This window comes from Pseudomonas sp. L13, from assembly GCF_009935965.1.
Taxonomy (GTDB): Bacteria; Pseudomonadota; Gammaproteobacteria; order Pseudomonadales; family Pseudomonadaceae; genus Aquipseudomonas; species Aquipseudomonas lactis.
The window spans coordinates 1-15,095 of sequence record NZ_QODJ01000062.1 but is presented as its reverse complement, the minus strand read 5'-3'; the positions used below and the strand labels follow the sequence as shown (position 1 = coordinate 15,095).

Sequence of the window (15,095 nt, the reverse complement as noted above, 5' to 3'; positions counted from 1 at the left end):
CTTGGCTGGGTACGTGCCATCCGGGTTCAGCCTTCGCGCAATACGGTCAGCGGGCTGGCATTCAGCGCACGGCGCGTGCCGAACACTCCGGCAGCGCCAATCAACAAAGCACCGATCACGGGCAGCAGTAACAACCACGGGTGGGGATGCCACGCCAGGTCAAAGGCATAGCGGTACAGCACCCAGGTCACCAGTTCGGTGCCCAGTGCCGCCAACAAGCCGCTGACGGCGCCCAGCAGGCCGAACTCAATGCGTCGGGCCTTGACCAGCAACTGACGCTCGGCCCCCAAGGCGCGCAGCAATGCACCCTGGCGGATTCGTTCATCCAGGGTGGCCTGCAGGCCAGAGAACAACACCGCCATGCCCGCCGCGAGTACAAACAACAGCACGTATTCGACGGCCAAGGTCACTTGGGCAAGAATGCTGCGCAACTGCTCCAGCAGGGCCTCGACCTGCAGGATAGTGACCGCCGGGAAGGCCCGTGACAGGTCGACGATCTGTTGGTCATGGCCGGGAGCCAGATAGAAGCTGGTGAGGTAGGTCGCTGGCAAATCCTTCAAGGTGCCCGGTTGGAAAATCATGAAGAAGTTGGGCTGGAAGTTATCCCAGTTGATGGTGCGCAGGCTGGTAACCCGCGCCTCACGGTTTTCCCCACCGATGGTGAACACCAGATGGTCGTTGAGCTTGAGCTTCAGGCTCTCGGCCACTTTGGCTTCCACCGACACGCCAGGAACCCCATCAGTGGGTTGCGCCGACCACCAGCTACCTGCCGTCAGGACGTTACCCGCTGGCAAGTCGGCTGCCCAGGTCAGGCTCAGGTCGCGTTGAGTGGCACGGTCGCCGCTGGAGTCCTTGCTGACAATCTCCTGCACCGGTTCGCCATTGATGCTGATCAAGCGCCCTGGTACCACCGGGTAAAGCGGCGCCGCTTGCGCCTGGACATCCAGTAGGCGGGCGCCAAAGGCGTCCTTGTCGGCCGGCAAGATATTCAAGGCGAAGTAGTTGGGCGCATCCTTGGGCAACTGGTTTTGCCAGGTGTCGAGCAATTCGCCGCGCAACAGCGCGATCAACCCCATGGACAACAGGATCAAGCCAAACGCCAGGGACTGGCCTGCCGCCGCCAACGGGTGACGCAATAGCTGGCCCAGGCCCAGGCGCCAGGGCAGGGAGGCGCGAGCCAATAACCGTCGCAGGCTTTGCAGCAACAGCAACAGCAAGCCACCCAGGAGCAACGCAGCCACCACACCGCCACCGAGTAACGCGAAGGTCAATACCAGGTCCAGGCTCAGGCGCCACATGATCAGGCCCAAGGCAAACAGCGCCGCGCCGTAAACCATCCAGGTGCTTGAGGGGATAGGCAGCAAATCGCGGCGCAACACCCGCAGCGGTGGTACCCGGCCCAGTGCGGCCAGCGGCGGGAGGGCGAAGCCGGCGAGGGCGACCAGCCCGGTGCCAATCCCGGCGACGGCCGGCAGCAACCCGCCCGGCGGTACGTCGGCGGGCAGCAGGTCGTGCAGGAAATAGAACAGGCCAAACTGCGCCAGCCAACCGAGCAGGGCGCCGGCCAGGCTCGCCAGCAAGCCCAGCACACTCAGTTGCAAGGTGAACAACAACATCGCTTCACGGCGCGACAAGCCCAGGCAGCGCAACAACGCGCTGGCATCGAAACGTCGACTGGCGAAGCGGTTGGCCGACAGCGCCACGGCCACGCCAGCCAGCAGCACGGCCACCAGGCTGGCCATGTTCAGGTAGCGCTCAGCCTTGCCCAGCGCGCCGCCGATTTGCTGGTTGCCATCGCGGGAGTCCTGCAGGCGCTGGTTGGCGGCCAGGCCGGGTTTGACCAGGTCGCGATAGGTTTGCAGCGCTGTGCTGCCTTGTGGCGCACGCCATAGTTCGCGGTAGCTCACCCGGCTGCCTGGCTGCACGACACCGGTGGCGTCCAGGTCCGCCAGGTTGATCATGACCCTGGGCGTGAGGCTGTAGAAGTTGCCGGCGCGGTCGGGCTCATAGGTCAGGATGCGCGCCAAGCGCAGGGTCTTCATGCCGACATCAATGCTGTCGCCGACTTTCAGGTCTAGCGCCGTCAGCAATCGTGCTTCCACCCAGGCTTCACCGGGTTTGGGACCACCGCCAGGGGTTTGCGTACCGAATGGCTCGGTGCTGCTTTTAAGCTCGCCACGCAACGGGTACTGCTCGTTGACCGCCTTGATGCTGGAAAGCTGGATGCCATTGTCGGTGGCGATAACGCTGGAGAACTCCACGATGCGAGCGTGATCCAGGCCCAGTTCGGTCGCTGATTTGATTTGCTCGGGGCGGGCCGGCGAGCTGCCTTCGAGCACCAGGTCGGCGCCGAGGAACTCGGTGGCACGCAGCAGCATGGCGCCGTTGAGGCGCGCGCCAAAGTAGCCGATGGCGGTGCTGGCGGCCACGGCCACCAGCAGGGCAAAGAACAGCACGCGCAATTCACCGGCGCGGGCATCGCGCAGTAACTGACGCATGGCAAGGCTGAACAGACGCAACAGCGGCAAACGTGCCATCAAGGCTCCAGGGGCGCGACCATCAGGCCGGCTTCAAGGCGGATCAGGCGTCGGCAACGATGGGCCAGGCGCTCGTCATGGGTGACCAGTACCAGGGTCGTGCCGCTCTCTTTATTCAACTCGAACAGCAGGTCGCTGATGCGCTCGCCAGTATGGCTATCGAGGTTGCCGGTGGGCTCGTCGGCAAACAGCACGTCCGGTTCGGCGGCAAACGCGCGGGCAATCGCCACGCGTTGTTGTTCGCCACCGGACAGCTGGCGAGGCGAGTGGGTCAGGCGCTGGCCCAGGCCTACGCGCTCCAGCAGGTGTTTGGCACGCTCGCGGGCGTCCTGGCGACCGTCCAGCTCCAGCGGCAGCATCACGTTTTCCAACGCGTTCAAGCTGTCGAGCAACTGGAAGGATTGGAATACGAAGCCCACATGCTCGGCACGGATGCGTGCGCGCTGGTCTTCGTCGAGGGTGCTCAGGGCTTGCCCGGCCAGGGTGACTTCGCCGCTGCTGGGCAGGTCGAGGCCGGCCAGCAGGCCCAGTAGCGTGGATTTGCCGGAACCGGAGCTGCCGACGATAGCCAGGCTATCGCCCTTGTTCAGTTCCAGGCTCAGTTCGTGCAGGATAGTCAGTTCACCTTCCGCGCTGGGAACCACTTTGCTAAGGTTTCGCGCGGTGAGAATGCTTGCGCCCATGGAGAATCCGATGCGAGTGTGGTTTTTGAGTGCTGGCCTGGCCTTGATGTGCATGGCCCAGAACGCAGCGGCGGGTACAGTCCTGATCGTTGGCGATAGTATCAGTGCCGGTTTCGGCCTGGATACCCGCAAAGGGTGGGTCGCGTTGCTGGAGCAACGGCTCAAGCAGGAGGGTTTTGACGATAAAGTGGTTAATGCTTCCATCAGTGGCGACACCAGTGCAGGAGGCCTCGCGCGGCTGCCGGCGGCGCTTGCGGCGCATAAACCGGATGTGGTGGTGATCGAGTTGGGTGGCAACGATGGCTTGCGCGGCCAGCCGCCGGCGCAATTGAAACAAAATCTTGCGTCGATGATTGACCAGTCCAAGGCCGATGGTGCCAAGGTGCTGCTGCTGGGGATGCAGTTGCCACCCAATTACGGGCCTCGATACACCAACGCGTTTGCACAAGTCTATGGTGCATTGGCCAAGGAAAAAGACATTCCTCTGGTACCGTTTTTCCTTGAGGGGGTGGGCGGTCATCCAGAGCTGATGCAGGCTGATCAATTGCATCCGGCCGTCGCGGCGCAAGGCAAGTTGTTGGAAAATGTCTGGCCAACGCTAAAACCGCTGTTATGACGCTTTTCTACCGGCAGGCTTTCGGCTAAGGTGGCGCCCCCCCGATTTGGAGCCCTCGATGTCGCGCCCTGCCTGGTCCCTGTTTAACTACCAACTGATCGAGCCGGACGAGCAGCTGGACCTGTTCGCCTGCCAGGAAGTGCGGGTGCATTTGGTGGCGCGTCAATTGGAACTGGGCGGCTCGATCGATCGCACGCTCTGCGGCACTCTATTGCCCGCACAGCCACGTTGGTCATCGGTCAACCGCTCGATCTTCCAGGACCAGCGACTCTGCCCTTTATGCCGGGCGATTCTCGAATCGCAAAAGCGCGGCACGCCGCCGATCTGGCCGGAGCTGCGCTTCGAGTTATAGAAGCAGCTGCAAGCTTGGCGCTATAAGCTGTAAGCTAGCGGCTGAAAGCTTGTAGCTCGCTTTTAACCTACCCGTCGTCTTGCGAAGGATTTTCCGGATGTTGTCGCGCCTTTCCGTCGTCACCTGCTGCCTGTCTCTTGCTGCGCTTTGTGCGGCGGGTTCGGCGGCGGCCTTGCAGTTGCCCTTGCCACCGCCCGGTGAGGACATTGTCGGCCAGGTCCAAGTGATCAAGGCCAAGTACGAAGACACCTTTGCCGACCTGGGTACTACCTATGACCTGGGCTATTCGGAAATGGTCGCGGCCAACCCGGGTGTCGATGCCTGGTTGCCGGGTGCGGGCACCGAGATTGTGCTGCCCACCCGCTTTATCCTGCCGCCCGGGCCGCGGGAAGGCATTGTGATCAACCTGGCGGAATACCGGCTTTACTACTATCCCAAAGGCCAAAACGTCGTTTATACCTTCCCGCTGGGTATTGGCCGGGAAGGCTGGGGCTCGCCGATTGCTCATACCAGTATCATCGCCAAGACGCCGAACCCGACCTGGACGCCACCGGCCTCGATCAAGGCCGAGCACGCCGCCAACGGTGACCCGCTGCCCAACGTGGTGCCTGCCGGCCCCGACAACCCATTGGGGCCGTTCAAGTTCACCCTGGGCACGCCGGGTTACCTGATCCACGGCTCCAACATGAAGTTTGGCATTGGCACGCGAACAAGCCACGGTTGCTTCCGCATGTTCAATAACAACGTGTTGGAAATGGCGGGTATGGTGCCGGTGGGCACGTCAGTGCGCATCATCAATGACGCGTACAAGTTCGGCAGCAGCGGTGGCAAGGTCTACCTTGAAGCCCACACGCCGTTGAACGATGACGGTACGCCATCGGTGGTCGACAAGCACACCGCAGTTATCAATGCGTTGCTCAAGCGCGAAGACCTGTCCAATAACCTGCGGGTCAACTGGGACCAGGTGCGCGATGTGGTCGCCGCCGAGGATGGCTTGCCGACCGAAATTGGTGTGCCAGGTGCGGCCCCGGTGACCTCAAGTACGCCGGCCGACCTGCTGTAGGAGCGAGCTTGCTCGCGAAAAACCTGAGGGCGCCGCTGTCATTCAGGACGCCCGCGTCATCGTTGACCACCTTCGCGAGCAAGCTCGCTCCTACAGGTGGCGCGTGCCAAATCAAAGGCAAAAAAAAGCCGACCCATAAATGGATCGGCTTGATAACAACCCCGAAGGATTATTACTTGCGGCTTGCTTTTTCAAGCATGCGCAGAGCGCGCTCGTTAGCTTCGTCAGCAGTCTGTTGTGCTTTTTGAGCAGCAGCCAGAGCTTCATCAGCTTTACGGTAGGCTTCGTCTGCACGGGCCTGGGAGCGAGCTGCTGCGTCTTCAGTTGCAGTCAGACGAGCTTCGGTTTCTTTGGAGACGCTGCTGCAACCGGTAGCCAGAACTGCGGCCAGAGCCAGAGCAGAGAATTTCAGAACGTTGTTCATCGTGTTCCCCTTCAAGGACTTTCAATTTAATGGCTACTTTCTCAGAGTGAGCTAATAGCCGGCGTACATACTACCCATTACTTGTAGTAAGTAAACTGACGTTGCGCAAGAAGCAAAAAAATTTCTTGTGCCGAATCTATTTTGGCTAATCTTTTGACGGTTTGTATGAAAACCGTCCAATTTTTTGCACCTCGACGGACATTGGATCCAGGCTGAAAGGGCCGGCCCGCATGTGTTAAGCCTTGTAAACAGATGAAATTTTATATAACGAAGCGGGGCACTTTGGTTGCCCTTGGCTTTACTGCGCCAGGCATCTTTTGCGCATCTAGAGGTGACTTTAAGAGCGCCAGTTCGTCTCAAGGTTCAACTGCCGGCAATGTTCAGGCTATCGGTCACCGAGTGATCGAGGCCCTTTCTATATCCGCCAGCGGCGGGGAATGACGAGTGCGCCTTGAGCAATTTCAGGATTGGTGCCTACTATTCCCTATGTGCTGGTTGTGAGCGCTCACGGTTTTCTCGCTGTCGAAACCGGCACGGGGTGGCGTAGATGTTCCTTCGCCGGAAAAACATCGGTAAGGTAGGGTCGTTAATTCAGACCCGCGAGGAGTAGTGATGAGCGAGGCGTTGTCCATCCACCATGACCAGGCTGGTCATCAGTTCGAGACCAATGTGGACGGTCATCGTGCCTACCTGACCTACATGGACCTCGGGAAGCAGACCCTGGATATCTATCGCACCTTCGTGCCCAACGCACTGCGGGGGCGAGGCATTGCGGCGGCGTTGACCGAGGAAGCCTTGAAGTTTGCCGAAGAGGCTGGCTACACGGTGATCCCGTCGTGCTCCTACGTCGAACGCTACATGGAGCGCCACCAGCGCCATGCCGCGAAGCTGTAACTGACCAGTTGCCAATAAAAAACGCCGGGCTTAGCCCGGCGTTTTTGTGTGCGCGAAACAGGTACAGGCTCAGGTGCGTTTGCGCTGGGGCAACACGTCCTTGAGTTTGGCATGCATGCTGCGCAGGGTGGTTTCGGTGGCGGACCAGTCGATACAGGCATCGGTGATCGACACGCCGTACTGCAAGTCGGCCAAGTCTTTTGGAATTGCCTGGCAACCCCAGTTCAGATGGCTCTCTACCATCAAGCCGATGATCGACTGGTTGCCTTCCAGGATCTGGTTGGCAACGTTCTCCATCACCAACGGCTGCAACGCCGGGTCTTTGTTGGAGTTGGCGTGGCTGCAATCGACCATGATGTTTGGCTTGATCTTGGCCTTGTTCAGCGCCTGTTCGCACAGGGCGACGCTGACCGAATCATAGTTGGGCTTGCCATTGCCGCCACGCAGCACCACGTGACCGTAGGCGTTGCCCTTGGTGGTCACGATGGACACGCCGCCTTCCTGGTTGATGCCCAGGAAACGGTGAGGGCTGGAGACCGATTGCAGCGCATTGATCGCCACGGTCAGGCCGCCGTCGGTGCCGTTCTTGAAGCCTACGGCCGAGGACAGGCCGGACGCCATTTCGCGGTGGGTCTGGGATTCGGTGGTGCGTGCGCCGATGGCCGACCAGCTGATCAGGTCCTGCAGGTATTGCGGGGAGATCGGGTCGAGGGCTTCGGTGGCAGTGGGCAGGCCCATTTCAGCCAGGTCCAGCAGCAGCTTGCGACCGATGTGCAAGCCGTCCTGGATCTTGAAGGAGTCGTCCAGGTACGGGTCGTTGATCAAGCCTTTCCAGCCGACGGTGGTACGCGGCTTCTCGAAATACACGCGCATGACCAGGTACAAGGTGTCGGACACTTCAGCCGCCAGTACCTTGAGGCGCTCGGCATATTCGTGGGCGGCCTTGAGGTCGTGGATAGAGCAGGGCCCGATCACCACGAAGAGGCGGTGGTCGGTGCCGTCGAGAATGTCACGGATGACTTCGCGGCCCTTGGTGACGGTCTGCAGGGCAGCGTCGCTCAGGGGGATTTCGCGCTTGAGCTGATCGGGGGTGATCAGGGTCTCGTTGGATTCAACGTTAAGGTCATTGATCGGTAAATCAGCCATCGTGTTACTCGCCAGGGTCACGGGTGCCGGCCGCCAGCTATCCCCGTGCGGCGGGCACAGCATGATTTGAATGCAGGGGGGAGGAACCTTAGCGCGTAACACGGGCCCGCGACAATGGGCAAAGCCCGGTTTAATCCAGCGCTGGTTGCACAACCGCCTCATGGGAGAACTCGCCGGCATGGCGCGACACCCAGTCACGGGCCATGGCTTCCAGTTGTGCAGGCGTTGGCTCGGCGTCTTCGTGCAGGCGGCAGTAACGTTCGATCTGGCACACTTGCTCGCCCATCCGCGCACCGAACAAGGCGTGTTCGTCGGTAAAGCAGATACCGATGCGATAGCCCTGTTCGACCTTGCGGCACCAGGCAACATAGCCCGGATAACGGGCGCTGGGCCCCAGGGAAGGGATATGCAGATCAACCGCCGTGCCGGCGCGCCAGGCACGCGGCCAATTGCAGGCGATGCCGCCACGGCCGATAGTGTGCAGGCGTTGGCGGGGAAGGGCGGGAGAGGGACGTTGGATCAACTCGACAGCGACATCATCAGGGTGAGGTAAAAAACGACCCATGTACACGGACTCCGAGCGCCGTCCAGTTGACGGCAATGGCAGCAGTATAGTGAAGGAACTGGAATTGACCGACCTGGATATTGACCAGCAATTGCTGGGATTGCCAGGTATTTCGCTGGTAGTGTTCACCAGTGTCGGTTGTGCCAGTTGCCGCTGGGCACGCCAGCAGTTACCCGGCTGGCAGTTGCCGGTGGACCGCGTGTGCTGGGTGGATGCCGGGCACAACGGCGGTGCGGTGCAACGCTACCAGATCTTTCATTTGCCGGCGTTGTTCCTGGTGTGCCAGGGTCAATTCCTTGGGCAATTGCAGACACGTCTTACAGCGTCCGACCTCGCCGAATGCGTAAACCAGGCGCTAACCCGAACACCAGAGGATTTGCCATGACAGCAGTTGCAGCCCCGTCGCCACGCATTGGCATTATCGGCACCGGTGCCATTGGTGGTTACTACGGACTGATGCTGGCGCGTGCCGGCTTCGACGTGCATTTCCTGTTGCGCAGCGAATACGCCGCGGTGAGCAAGCATGGCCTGCACGTCAACAGTACGGTGCATGGGCAACTGCACCTGCATCCGGTGCAGGCCTATGCCAGCGCCGCCGACATGCCGCCGTGCGACTGGCTATTGGTGGGCACCAAGTCCACCGGCAATGTGGACCTTGCGCCGACCATCGCCCAGGTGGCGGCGCCGGACGCCAAAGTGGTGCTCCTGCAAAACGGCCTCGATGTGGAAGACAGCCTGCGTCAACACCTGCCGCCGTCGCTGCATCTGTTGGGCGGCCTGTGCTACATCGGTGTGCACCGCTCGGCCCCCGGTGTGGTCGAGCATCAGGCGTTGGGCCGGGTCAACCTGGGCTATCACAGCGGCACGGCGGCCAACGATGAGGCGCAGCAACAGGCGATTGTCGAAGCCGGCGCCGGGCTGTTTCATCAAGCCGGCATCGAGTCTCAGGCCATGGCCAATGTGCATCTGGCGCGTTGGCACAAGCTGGTCTGGAATGTGCCGTTCAACGGCCTCTCGGTGTTGCTGGGCACGGGCACCACGGCCATGATGGCCGATGAGTCCAGCCGCGAGTTGATCCAGGCGCTGATGGCCGAGGTGGTGCAGGGCGCGCATGCCTGCGGGCATGAAATTGCTGCCAGTTACGCCGGGCAGATGTTCGCCATGACCGAAACCATGGACGACTATCTGCCTAGCATGTATCACGACCACCTGCACAAGCGACCGTTGGAACTGGCGGCCATCTACGCCCGTCCCTTGGCCGCAGCCAAAGCGGCCGGTTGCGAACTGCCACGCATGCAGGCGCTGTACCAGGCCTTGTGTTTTATTGATCGGCACAACCGCTGATTGGGGGGAGTCATTATGGCGAAGGGGTTGGGTGACAAGCTGGTGCTGGCGATGTCCTTTCTACCAGGCCGTCGGGCTGGAAGCCCTAATGAGTTGAGAATCCAGACCGAGCGCTAGCTGCTAAGCTCATTCCATCCCCGCCATCCTGGCAGTCCAGGAGGTTTTATGATTCGTTCGATGCTGTTTGCCACGGACCTCGGTCTGTATGCACCCTATGTGATGCAACACGCATTGGCGCTGGCGCGAACGTTCAAGGCTGACCTGTATGTGATCCACGTGGTCGAGCCCATCGGCTTGTTCGCCGAATCGGTGTTGCAGAGCTACCTTGATGAGGCCGCCTTGAGCGAATGGCAGAGCAAGGGGCTGAGCACGGTGATGGCGACGATTGAACAGCGCGTGCTGGACAGCTTTCGCGAGGAGTGGGGGGAAGGGGAGCAGGACCTGCAATGGATTCGCTCGGTCAAGGTGATCCAGGGGGACCCTTGCGAGGTGATTCTCGACCAGTTGCGAAAACTGTCCGTCGACTTGCTGGTCGTCGGCAGTCATAGCCAGGCAACCGGCGTGGCCGTCCCCCTTGGACGTACCGCCGCACGGGTGTTGCAGTTGTCTCCGGTGCCGGTTTACCTGGTGCCGTCGCTGCAGCGGCGGCGCAGTGACGACAATTGATCGGTAAAAACGATAAAAAGTTCTAGATTTATCCGCCAAACCTTTAATATAGTTATATACCGTCGCTGATACCCGTGGCGTCTATCTGCTTTGAGGGATTGATATGAAGCTTCAACAACTGCGCTACATCTGGGAAGTGGCGCACCACGACCTCAACGTTTCCGCTACCGCTCAAAGCCTCTACACCTCGCAGCCTGGTATCAGCAAGCAGATCCGCCTGCTCGAAGACGAGTTGGGCGTCGAAGTCTTCGCACGCAGTGGCAAACATCTGACCCGCGTCACTCCGGCTGGCGAGCGTATCATCACCACCGCCGGCGAGATCCTGCGTAAAGTCGAAAGCATCAAGCAGATTGCCCAGGAATTCTCCAACGAGAAGAAAGGCACCTTGTCGATCGCCACCACTCACACCCAGGCACGTTATGCACTGCCGCCGGTGATCCGCGATTTCATCAAGCAATACCCGGACGTAGCCCTGCACATGCACCAGGGTTCGCCAATGCAGATTGCCGAGATGGCCGCTGACGGCACCGTCGATTTTGCCATCGCCACCGAGGCCCTGGAATTGTTCGGCGACCTGGTGATGATGCCCTGCTACCGCTGGAACCGTTGCGTGGTTGTGCCCCAGGGGCACCCTTTGGCCAAGTTGCCGAAGCTGACCCTGGAAGCCTTGGCTGAATACCCGATTGTGACCTATGTGTTCGGCTTTACCGGCCGTTCCAAGCTCGACGAAGCCTTCAGCCATCGCGGCCTCACGCCCAAGGTGGTGTTCACCGCTGCCGATGCCGACGTGATCAAGACCTATGTGCGCCTCGGCCTGGGCGTCGGGATCGTTGCGAAGATGGCGGTCGACACCAACCTGGACAAAGACCTGGTGGTGCTGGATGCCAGCGAATTGTTCGAGTCCAGCGTGACCAAGATCGGTTTCCGTCGCGGTACTTTCCTGCGCGGCTTCATGTGCGATTTCATCGAGAAGTTCGCACCGCACCTGACCCGCGAAGTGATGGCCAAGGCGATCCAGTGCCACAACAAGCAAGAGCTGGAAGAGCTGTTCGACGGCGTCGAATTGCCCGTCCACTGACACGATTACCCTGTAGGAGCGAGCTTGCTCGCGAAGATCGCCAACGATAACGCGGGGCGCCAGGTTGTATGCGGCGCCCTTTGTGTTCCTTCGCGAGCAAGCTCGCTCCTACAGGGGCTGCAGGTTATCTGGCCTCGGTCACCGTAAAGTACTGCCGAGCGCCGGCCACCAGAATCTCCACCTCTTCATCGATACGCTTGCCCAGCAGGCCTTTGCCCAAGGGCGAGCGCGGCGTGATGACGGTCACCGGTTGCCCGACCACATCCACTTTCAAACCCGCTGCATCCGGCGCCAGGAACAGCCATTGCTGGCGACCGTCCTCGTCTTCCAGGCCTACCAGCGTGCCTGTCTCTATCCCGCGTTGATCATCGTATGCACGTAGCTGCAGGTTCTGGCACAGCACCAGCGATTGCTTGATCTCCTCCACTCGCCGGGCCTGCCCGGTGGCCAGGTATGACGCCTCCAGGCCGAGGGTGTCGTATTTGTTCTCGGCGATGTTTTCTTCGTGGGTCGCGGTTTCGTAGGCGGTCTGCGCGGCGCGTTGGACGATGTCGAGGTCGATGGTGAGTTTTTCCAGGATCAACTGGAGCACGGCGTGTTTATTCATGGCGGTAGTTGGCATCAATCGCAGAATTGCAGGACATTGGCCCGCGTCTTTTCATTGGGGGCGTTCTGGTCTTGTTGCAGCCAGAACTGGCATTTGGGGTTGGACAGATTACGCGCGTTGCTTCGTGCCTGGTCCAAGGCCTGTTGTTGTGCCTGTTTTTGCAGGTTCTGCTGGTACTGTTCGAACAGGCGGTTGGGTGGCTGCGGCTCAACCATCGCCGGTTTGCCCAATTGCTGAACCGCCTCGGCCACCGGCGCCAGGCTCTGGGGGAACAGGTAGCGAGACGCCAGCCAGGTGGTCAGCGCAATGGCGATAAACCCCAGCCACACGCCGGCGGCAATCGCAATGCAGAGCTTGAACAGCGACAGCGGACGGTCAGACATAAGGGCCTCCTGGCAGGCATTGACGGCATGGCGCTGATTGTCGCACAGCCTCCGTGCAGAATAATCGCTATCAAGCCTTCTGCATCCACGCATTTATGCGGACAATCAGACCTTTGATCGATGGAGCCCGGAATGAAAGCCCGCTGGGATATTTTTTGCAGTGTCGTCGACAATTACGGCGACATCGGCGTGACCTGGCGCCTGGCCCGGCAGTTGGTGGTGGAGCATGACTGTGACGTGCGCTTGTGGGTCGACGACCTGCGCGCCTTCGAACGCATGTGCCCGGACATTGATGTGCAGGCGGGCCGGCAATGGCAAGAGGGCGTGCAAGTGCGTCACTGGCCGGCCGAATGGCCGGGCGCACACCCTGCCGATGTGGTGATTGCCGCGTTCGCTTGCCAGCTACCGCCTGAGTACATGGACCGCATGGCCGAGCGTGAGCGTGCGCCATTGTGGATGAACCTCGATTACCTCAGCGCCGAAGACTGGGTGGTGGGCTGCCATCGCTTGCCTTCGGTGAAGTACAAAGGCGTGCAGAAATACTTTTTCTTCCCCGGTTTTCGCCCTGGCACCGGCGGCCTGTTGCGCGAAGCCGGCTTGTTGGAGCGCCGCGAGGCATTTCAGCAGGATGACGTCGCGCAGCAACAGTTCCTGCAAAGCCTGGGGGTTGCTCCGACGGCCGGCGCGCGTTTGATGTCGCTGTTTGCCTATGAGAATGACGGCTTGGCCGGCTGGCTGGACGTATTGGCAGCCGATGGGCGTGGGACGCACTTGCTGGTGCCGGAAGGGCGCATTCTGGGGGATGTGCAACGCTGGCTGGGCGTGAACAGCTTGTCCGCAGGCGACATCCAGGTGCGTGGTGCGCTGACCGTGCAGGTCATTGCATTCGTGCGTCAGGAGCAATATGACCGATTGCTATGGTGCTGCGAGTTCAACGCCGTGCGTGGCGAGGACTCTTTCGTGCGTGCCCAGTGGGCGGGCAGGCCATTGCTGTGGCACATCTACCGCCAGGACGAAGACATCCACCTGGACAAGCTCGACGCCTTCCTGGAACTGTACACCGCCGCACTTTCGCCGGCCGCCAAGGCTGCCATCGTTACGCTCTGGCAAGCCTGGAACGCTGATGGCGATATGGCACAGTCCTGGAAAATGCTGCTGGAACATTGGCCCGAGGTCAGCCAGCACGCGCAGAACTGGTGTCTGGAACAAGGCTTGCAGGCCGATCTTGCGACGGCGCTGGTACAGTTTTATGAAAGTTGGATATGATACGCCACCTTGATTTTTGTCAATCCCATCCAAATTTCGGATATACGCAATGAAAACTGGTAAAGAACTGAAACCCGGTACAGTGATCCGTCTCGAAAACGACCCTTGGCTGGTTCAGAAAGCTGAGTTCACCAAGTCTGGTCGTAACAGCGCAATCATGAAGACCAAGCTGAAGAACCTGCTGACCGGTTACAAGACCGAGATCGTCTACAGCGCCGATGACAAACTGGACGACGTGATCCTCGACCGCAAAGAAGCGACCCTGTCCTTCATCAGCGGCGACACCTACACGTTCATGGACACCACTGACTACACCATGTACGAGCTGAACGCTGAAGATATCGAAGCTGTTCTGCCGTTCATTGAAGAAGGCATGGAAGACGTCTGCGAAGCTATCTTCTTCGAAGAGCGCCTGGTTTCCGTAGAGCTGCCGACCACCATCGTGCGTAAGGTTGCTTACACCGAAGGCTCCGCTCGCGGCGACACTTCCGGCAAGGTGATGAAGCCTGCCAAGCTGAGCAACGGTACCGAACTGCAAGTGGCCGATTTCATCGAAATCGACGACCTGATCGAGATCGACACCCGTGAAGGTGGTTCGTACAAAGGTCGCGCCAAGAAGTAATTCTGGCCCCGGCGATACGAAAAAAAGCCCGACCTTGAGTCGGGCTTTTTCATGGGCGTCTGTTTATCAGACCGTTACATACAAGCGCACATCCACGTTGCCACGGGTAGCGTTGGAGTACGGGCAGACCTGGTGCGCGGCGTCGACCAGGCTTTGCGCATCATCCTGGGCCAGGCCCGGCAGGCTGATATGCAGGTCGATATCCAGGCCGAAGCCGCCAGGGATCTGGCCGATGCCCACGTGGGCAGTGATCGACGCGTCATCCGGGATTTTGCGTTTGGTCTGGCTGGCCACGAATTTCAGTGCGCCGATAAAGCAAGCGGAGTAGCCGGCAGCAAACAATTGCTCGGGGTTAGTGGCCTGGCCACCGGCACCGCCCAACTCCTTTGGAGTCGACAGCTTGACGTCGAGGATATTGTCGCTGGAAACGGCGCGACCATCACGGCCGCCAGTGGCGGTGGCTACTGCGGTGTAGAGCGTTTGCATGGGGCGTTCCTCTGTTTTTTAGCGCTAAACATTTGCGCGCTAAGTAGTTAGTGAGGCGAATGTATAGCGCTAATGTTTTGCGCGCAAGTTAAATTTTCAGCTTTTTTAGGTGAAAAAAATTTGAGGGGCACCACAGAGCAAAAAGTGGGAGCTGGCTTGCCTGCGATTGCGGTGTGTCAGCCCTGAAAATACTGACTGATTCGCCGCAATCGCAGCATAGGTATCTACATAACTTTGTGGGCTGTAGCAGCCCCCCGGTACCCACGATGCGAAGCGAGCTGCTCTTGCTCTTGATCTGCTTTTGATCTTGATCTTAGGCGCCCCGTTAAACCACGCTGGCCGGAATTCGACAGGGATTTGGGG

18 protein-coding genes and 1 pseudogene are annotated in these 15,095 nt (G+C 60.0%); 10 read left to right on the top strand and 9 right to left on the bottom strand.

Annotation, left to right across the window (positions count from 1 at the left end; all coding sequences use genetic code 11):
- Positions 1-26: 26 nt before the first annotated feature.
- Together DK871_RS23800 and DK871_RS23795 are read right to left on the bottom strand one after the other, a co-directional pair.
- A complete protein-coding gene (locus DK871_RS23800; protein ID WP_161906848.1) occupies positions 27-2,537 on the bottom strand; it encodes an ABC transporter permease in 2,511 nt (836 codons plus the stop codon).
- Complete coding sequence (locus tag DK871_RS23795) at positions 2,537-3,220, bottom strand: ABC transporter ATP-binding protein (protein ID WP_003189864.1); 684 nt, start codon at positions 3,218-3,220, stop codon at positions 2,537-2,539. Before DK871_RS23795 ends, DK871_RS23800 begins: the two co-directional genes overlap by 1 nt.
- Positions 3,221-3,230: 10 nt before the next feature.
- Here DK871_RS23795 and DK871_RS23790 point away from each other — a divergent pair, with 10 nt between their 5' ends.
- From DK871_RS23790 to DK871_RS23780, 3 genes are all read left to right on the top strand, one after another.
- A complete protein-coding gene (locus DK871_RS23790; RefSeq protein ID WP_161906847.1) occupies positions 3,231-3,836 on the top strand; it encodes an arylesterase in 606 nt (201 codons plus the stop codon).
- Between the two features lie 58 nt (positions 3,837-3,894).
- Positions 3,895-4,188 (top strand): hypothetical protein, encoded by a 294-nt coding sequence (locus DK871_RS23785; protein WP_003189866.1) that lies wholly within the window; start codon positions 3,895-3,897, stop codon positions 4,186-4,188.
- 97 nt (positions 4,189-4,285) lie between these two features.
- Positions 4,286-5,251: a L,D-transpeptidase family protein gene (locus DK871_RS23780; protein ID WP_161906846.1), complete on the top strand. Its 966-nt coding sequence runs from the start codon at positions 4,286-4,288 to the stop codon at positions 5,249-5,251.
- Here DK871_RS23780 and DK871_RS29345 read toward each other — a convergent pair.
- Both DK871_RS29345 and oprI read right to left on the bottom strand, forming a co-directional pair.
- Positions 5,247-5,372 (bottom strand): annotated as a pseudogene (locus tag DK871_RS29345) (outer membrane lipoprotein carrier protein LolA); the annotation flags it as partial. The gene DK871_RS23780 and the pseudogene DK871_RS29345 overlap by 5 nt on opposite strands.
- A 51-nt stretch (positions 5,373-5,423) precedes the next feature.
- Positions 5,424-5,675: an outer membrane lipoprotei OprI gene (gene oprI, locus DK871_RS23775; RefSeq protein WP_003172710.1), complete on the bottom strand. Its 252-nt coding sequence runs from the start codon at positions 5,673-5,675 to the stop codon at positions 5,424-5,426.
- Positions 5,676-6,287: 612 nt separating this feature from the next.
- Between oprI and DK871_RS23770 the strand changes: the two genes are divergently transcribed.
- Complete coding sequence (locus tag DK871_RS23770) at positions 6,288-6,569, top strand: GNAT family N-acetyltransferase (protein WP_003189869.1); 282 nt, start codon at positions 6,288-6,290, stop codon at positions 6,567-6,569.
- A gap of 69 nt (positions 6,570-6,638) precedes the next feature.
- Here the strand turns inward: DK871_RS23770 and DK871_RS23765 are convergent, their stop codons facing one another.
- Together DK871_RS23765 and DK871_RS23760 are read right to left on the bottom strand one after the other, a co-directional pair.
- A complete protein-coding gene (locus DK871_RS23765) occupies positions 6,639-7,715 on the bottom strand; it encodes a 3-deoxy-7-phosphoheptulonate synthase (protein ID WP_003189871.1) in 1,077 nt (358 codons plus the stop codon).
- 130 nt (positions 7,716-7,845) lie between these two features.
- On the bottom strand, positions 7,846-8,280 hold the full coding sequence (locus tag DK871_RS23760) for a PilZ domain-containing protein (RefSeq protein WP_003189872.1): 435 nt from the start codon (positions 8,278-8,280) through the stop codon (positions 7,846-7,848).
- On the opposite strand from DK871_RS23760, the gene DK871_RS23755 reads away from it, so the two are divergent.
- The 4 genes from DK871_RS23755 to cysB all read left to right on the top strand — a co-directional run bounded on the left by DK871_RS23755 (position 8,279) and on the right by cysB (position 11,368).
- Positions 8,279-8,665, top strand: coding sequence for a thioredoxin (locus DK871_RS23755; RefSeq protein ID WP_161906845.1), 387 nt, complete (start codon positions 8,279-8,281; stop codon positions 8,663-8,665). The genes DK871_RS23760 and DK871_RS23755 overlap by 2 nt on opposite strands.
- A complete protein-coding gene (locus DK871_RS23750; protein WP_161906844.1) occupies positions 8,662-9,624 on the top strand; it encodes a putative 2-dehydropantoate 2-reductase in 963 nt (320 codons plus the stop codon). Before DK871_RS23755 ends, DK871_RS23750 begins: the two co-directional genes overlap by 4 nt.
- Positions 9,625-9,789: 165 nt before the next feature.
- Positions 9,790-10,290, top strand: a complete 501-nt coding sequence (locus DK871_RS23745) for a universal stress protein (RefSeq protein ID WP_161906843.1) — start codon at positions 9,790-9,792, stop codon at positions 10,288-10,290.
- A 103-nt stretch (positions 10,291-10,393) separates the two neighbouring features.
- Positions 10,394-11,368: an HTH-type transcriptional regulator CysB gene (gene cysB, locus DK871_RS23740; RefSeq protein WP_003189876.1), complete on the top strand. Its 975-nt coding sequence runs from the start codon at positions 10,394-10,396 to the stop codon at positions 11,366-11,368.
- A 124-nt stretch (positions 11,369-11,492) separates the two neighbouring features.
- Here the strand turns inward: cysB and DK871_RS23735 are convergent, their stop codons facing one another.
- Complete coding sequence (locus DK871_RS23735) at positions 11,493-11,975, bottom strand: GreA/GreB family elongation factor (RefSeq protein WP_056789316.1); 483 nt, start codon at positions 11,973-11,975, stop codon at positions 11,493-11,495.
- 14 nt (positions 11,976-11,989) lie between these two features.
- The gene (locus tag DK871_RS23730) at positions 11,990-12,358 is read right to left on the bottom strand and encodes a hypothetical protein (RefSeq protein ID WP_161906842.1); all 369 of its coding nucleotides are present in this window, start codon (positions 12,356-12,358) and stop codon (positions 11,990-11,992) included.
- Positions 12,359-12,490: 132 nt separating this feature from the next.
- On the opposite strand from DK871_RS23730, the gene earP reads away from it, so the two are divergent.
- Together earP and DK871_RS23720 are read left to right on the top strand one after the other, a co-directional pair.
- Positions 12,491-13,624 carry an elongation factor P maturation arginine rhamnosyltransferase EarP gene (gene earP, locus DK871_RS23725; RefSeq protein WP_161906841.1) on the top strand — a complete coding sequence of 378 codons (1,134 nt, stop codon included), beginning with the start codon at positions 12,491-12,493 and terminating at the stop codon, positions 13,622-13,624.
- A gap of 49 nt (positions 13,625-13,673) precedes the next feature.
- Positions 13,674-14,246, top strand: a complete 573-nt coding sequence (locus DK871_RS23720; RefSeq protein WP_003172723.1) for an elongation factor P — start codon at positions 13,674-13,676, stop codon at positions 14,244-14,246.
- 66 nt (positions 14,247-14,312) lie between these two features.
- Here the strand turns inward: DK871_RS23720 and DK871_RS23715 are convergent, their stop codons facing one another.
- Positions 14,313-14,732 (bottom strand): organic hydroperoxide resistance protein, encoded by a 420-nt coding sequence (locus DK871_RS23715; RefSeq protein WP_161906840.1) that lies wholly within the window; start codon positions 14,730-14,732, stop codon positions 14,313-14,315.
- Between the last annotated feature and the right edge of the window lie 363 nt (positions 14,733-15,095).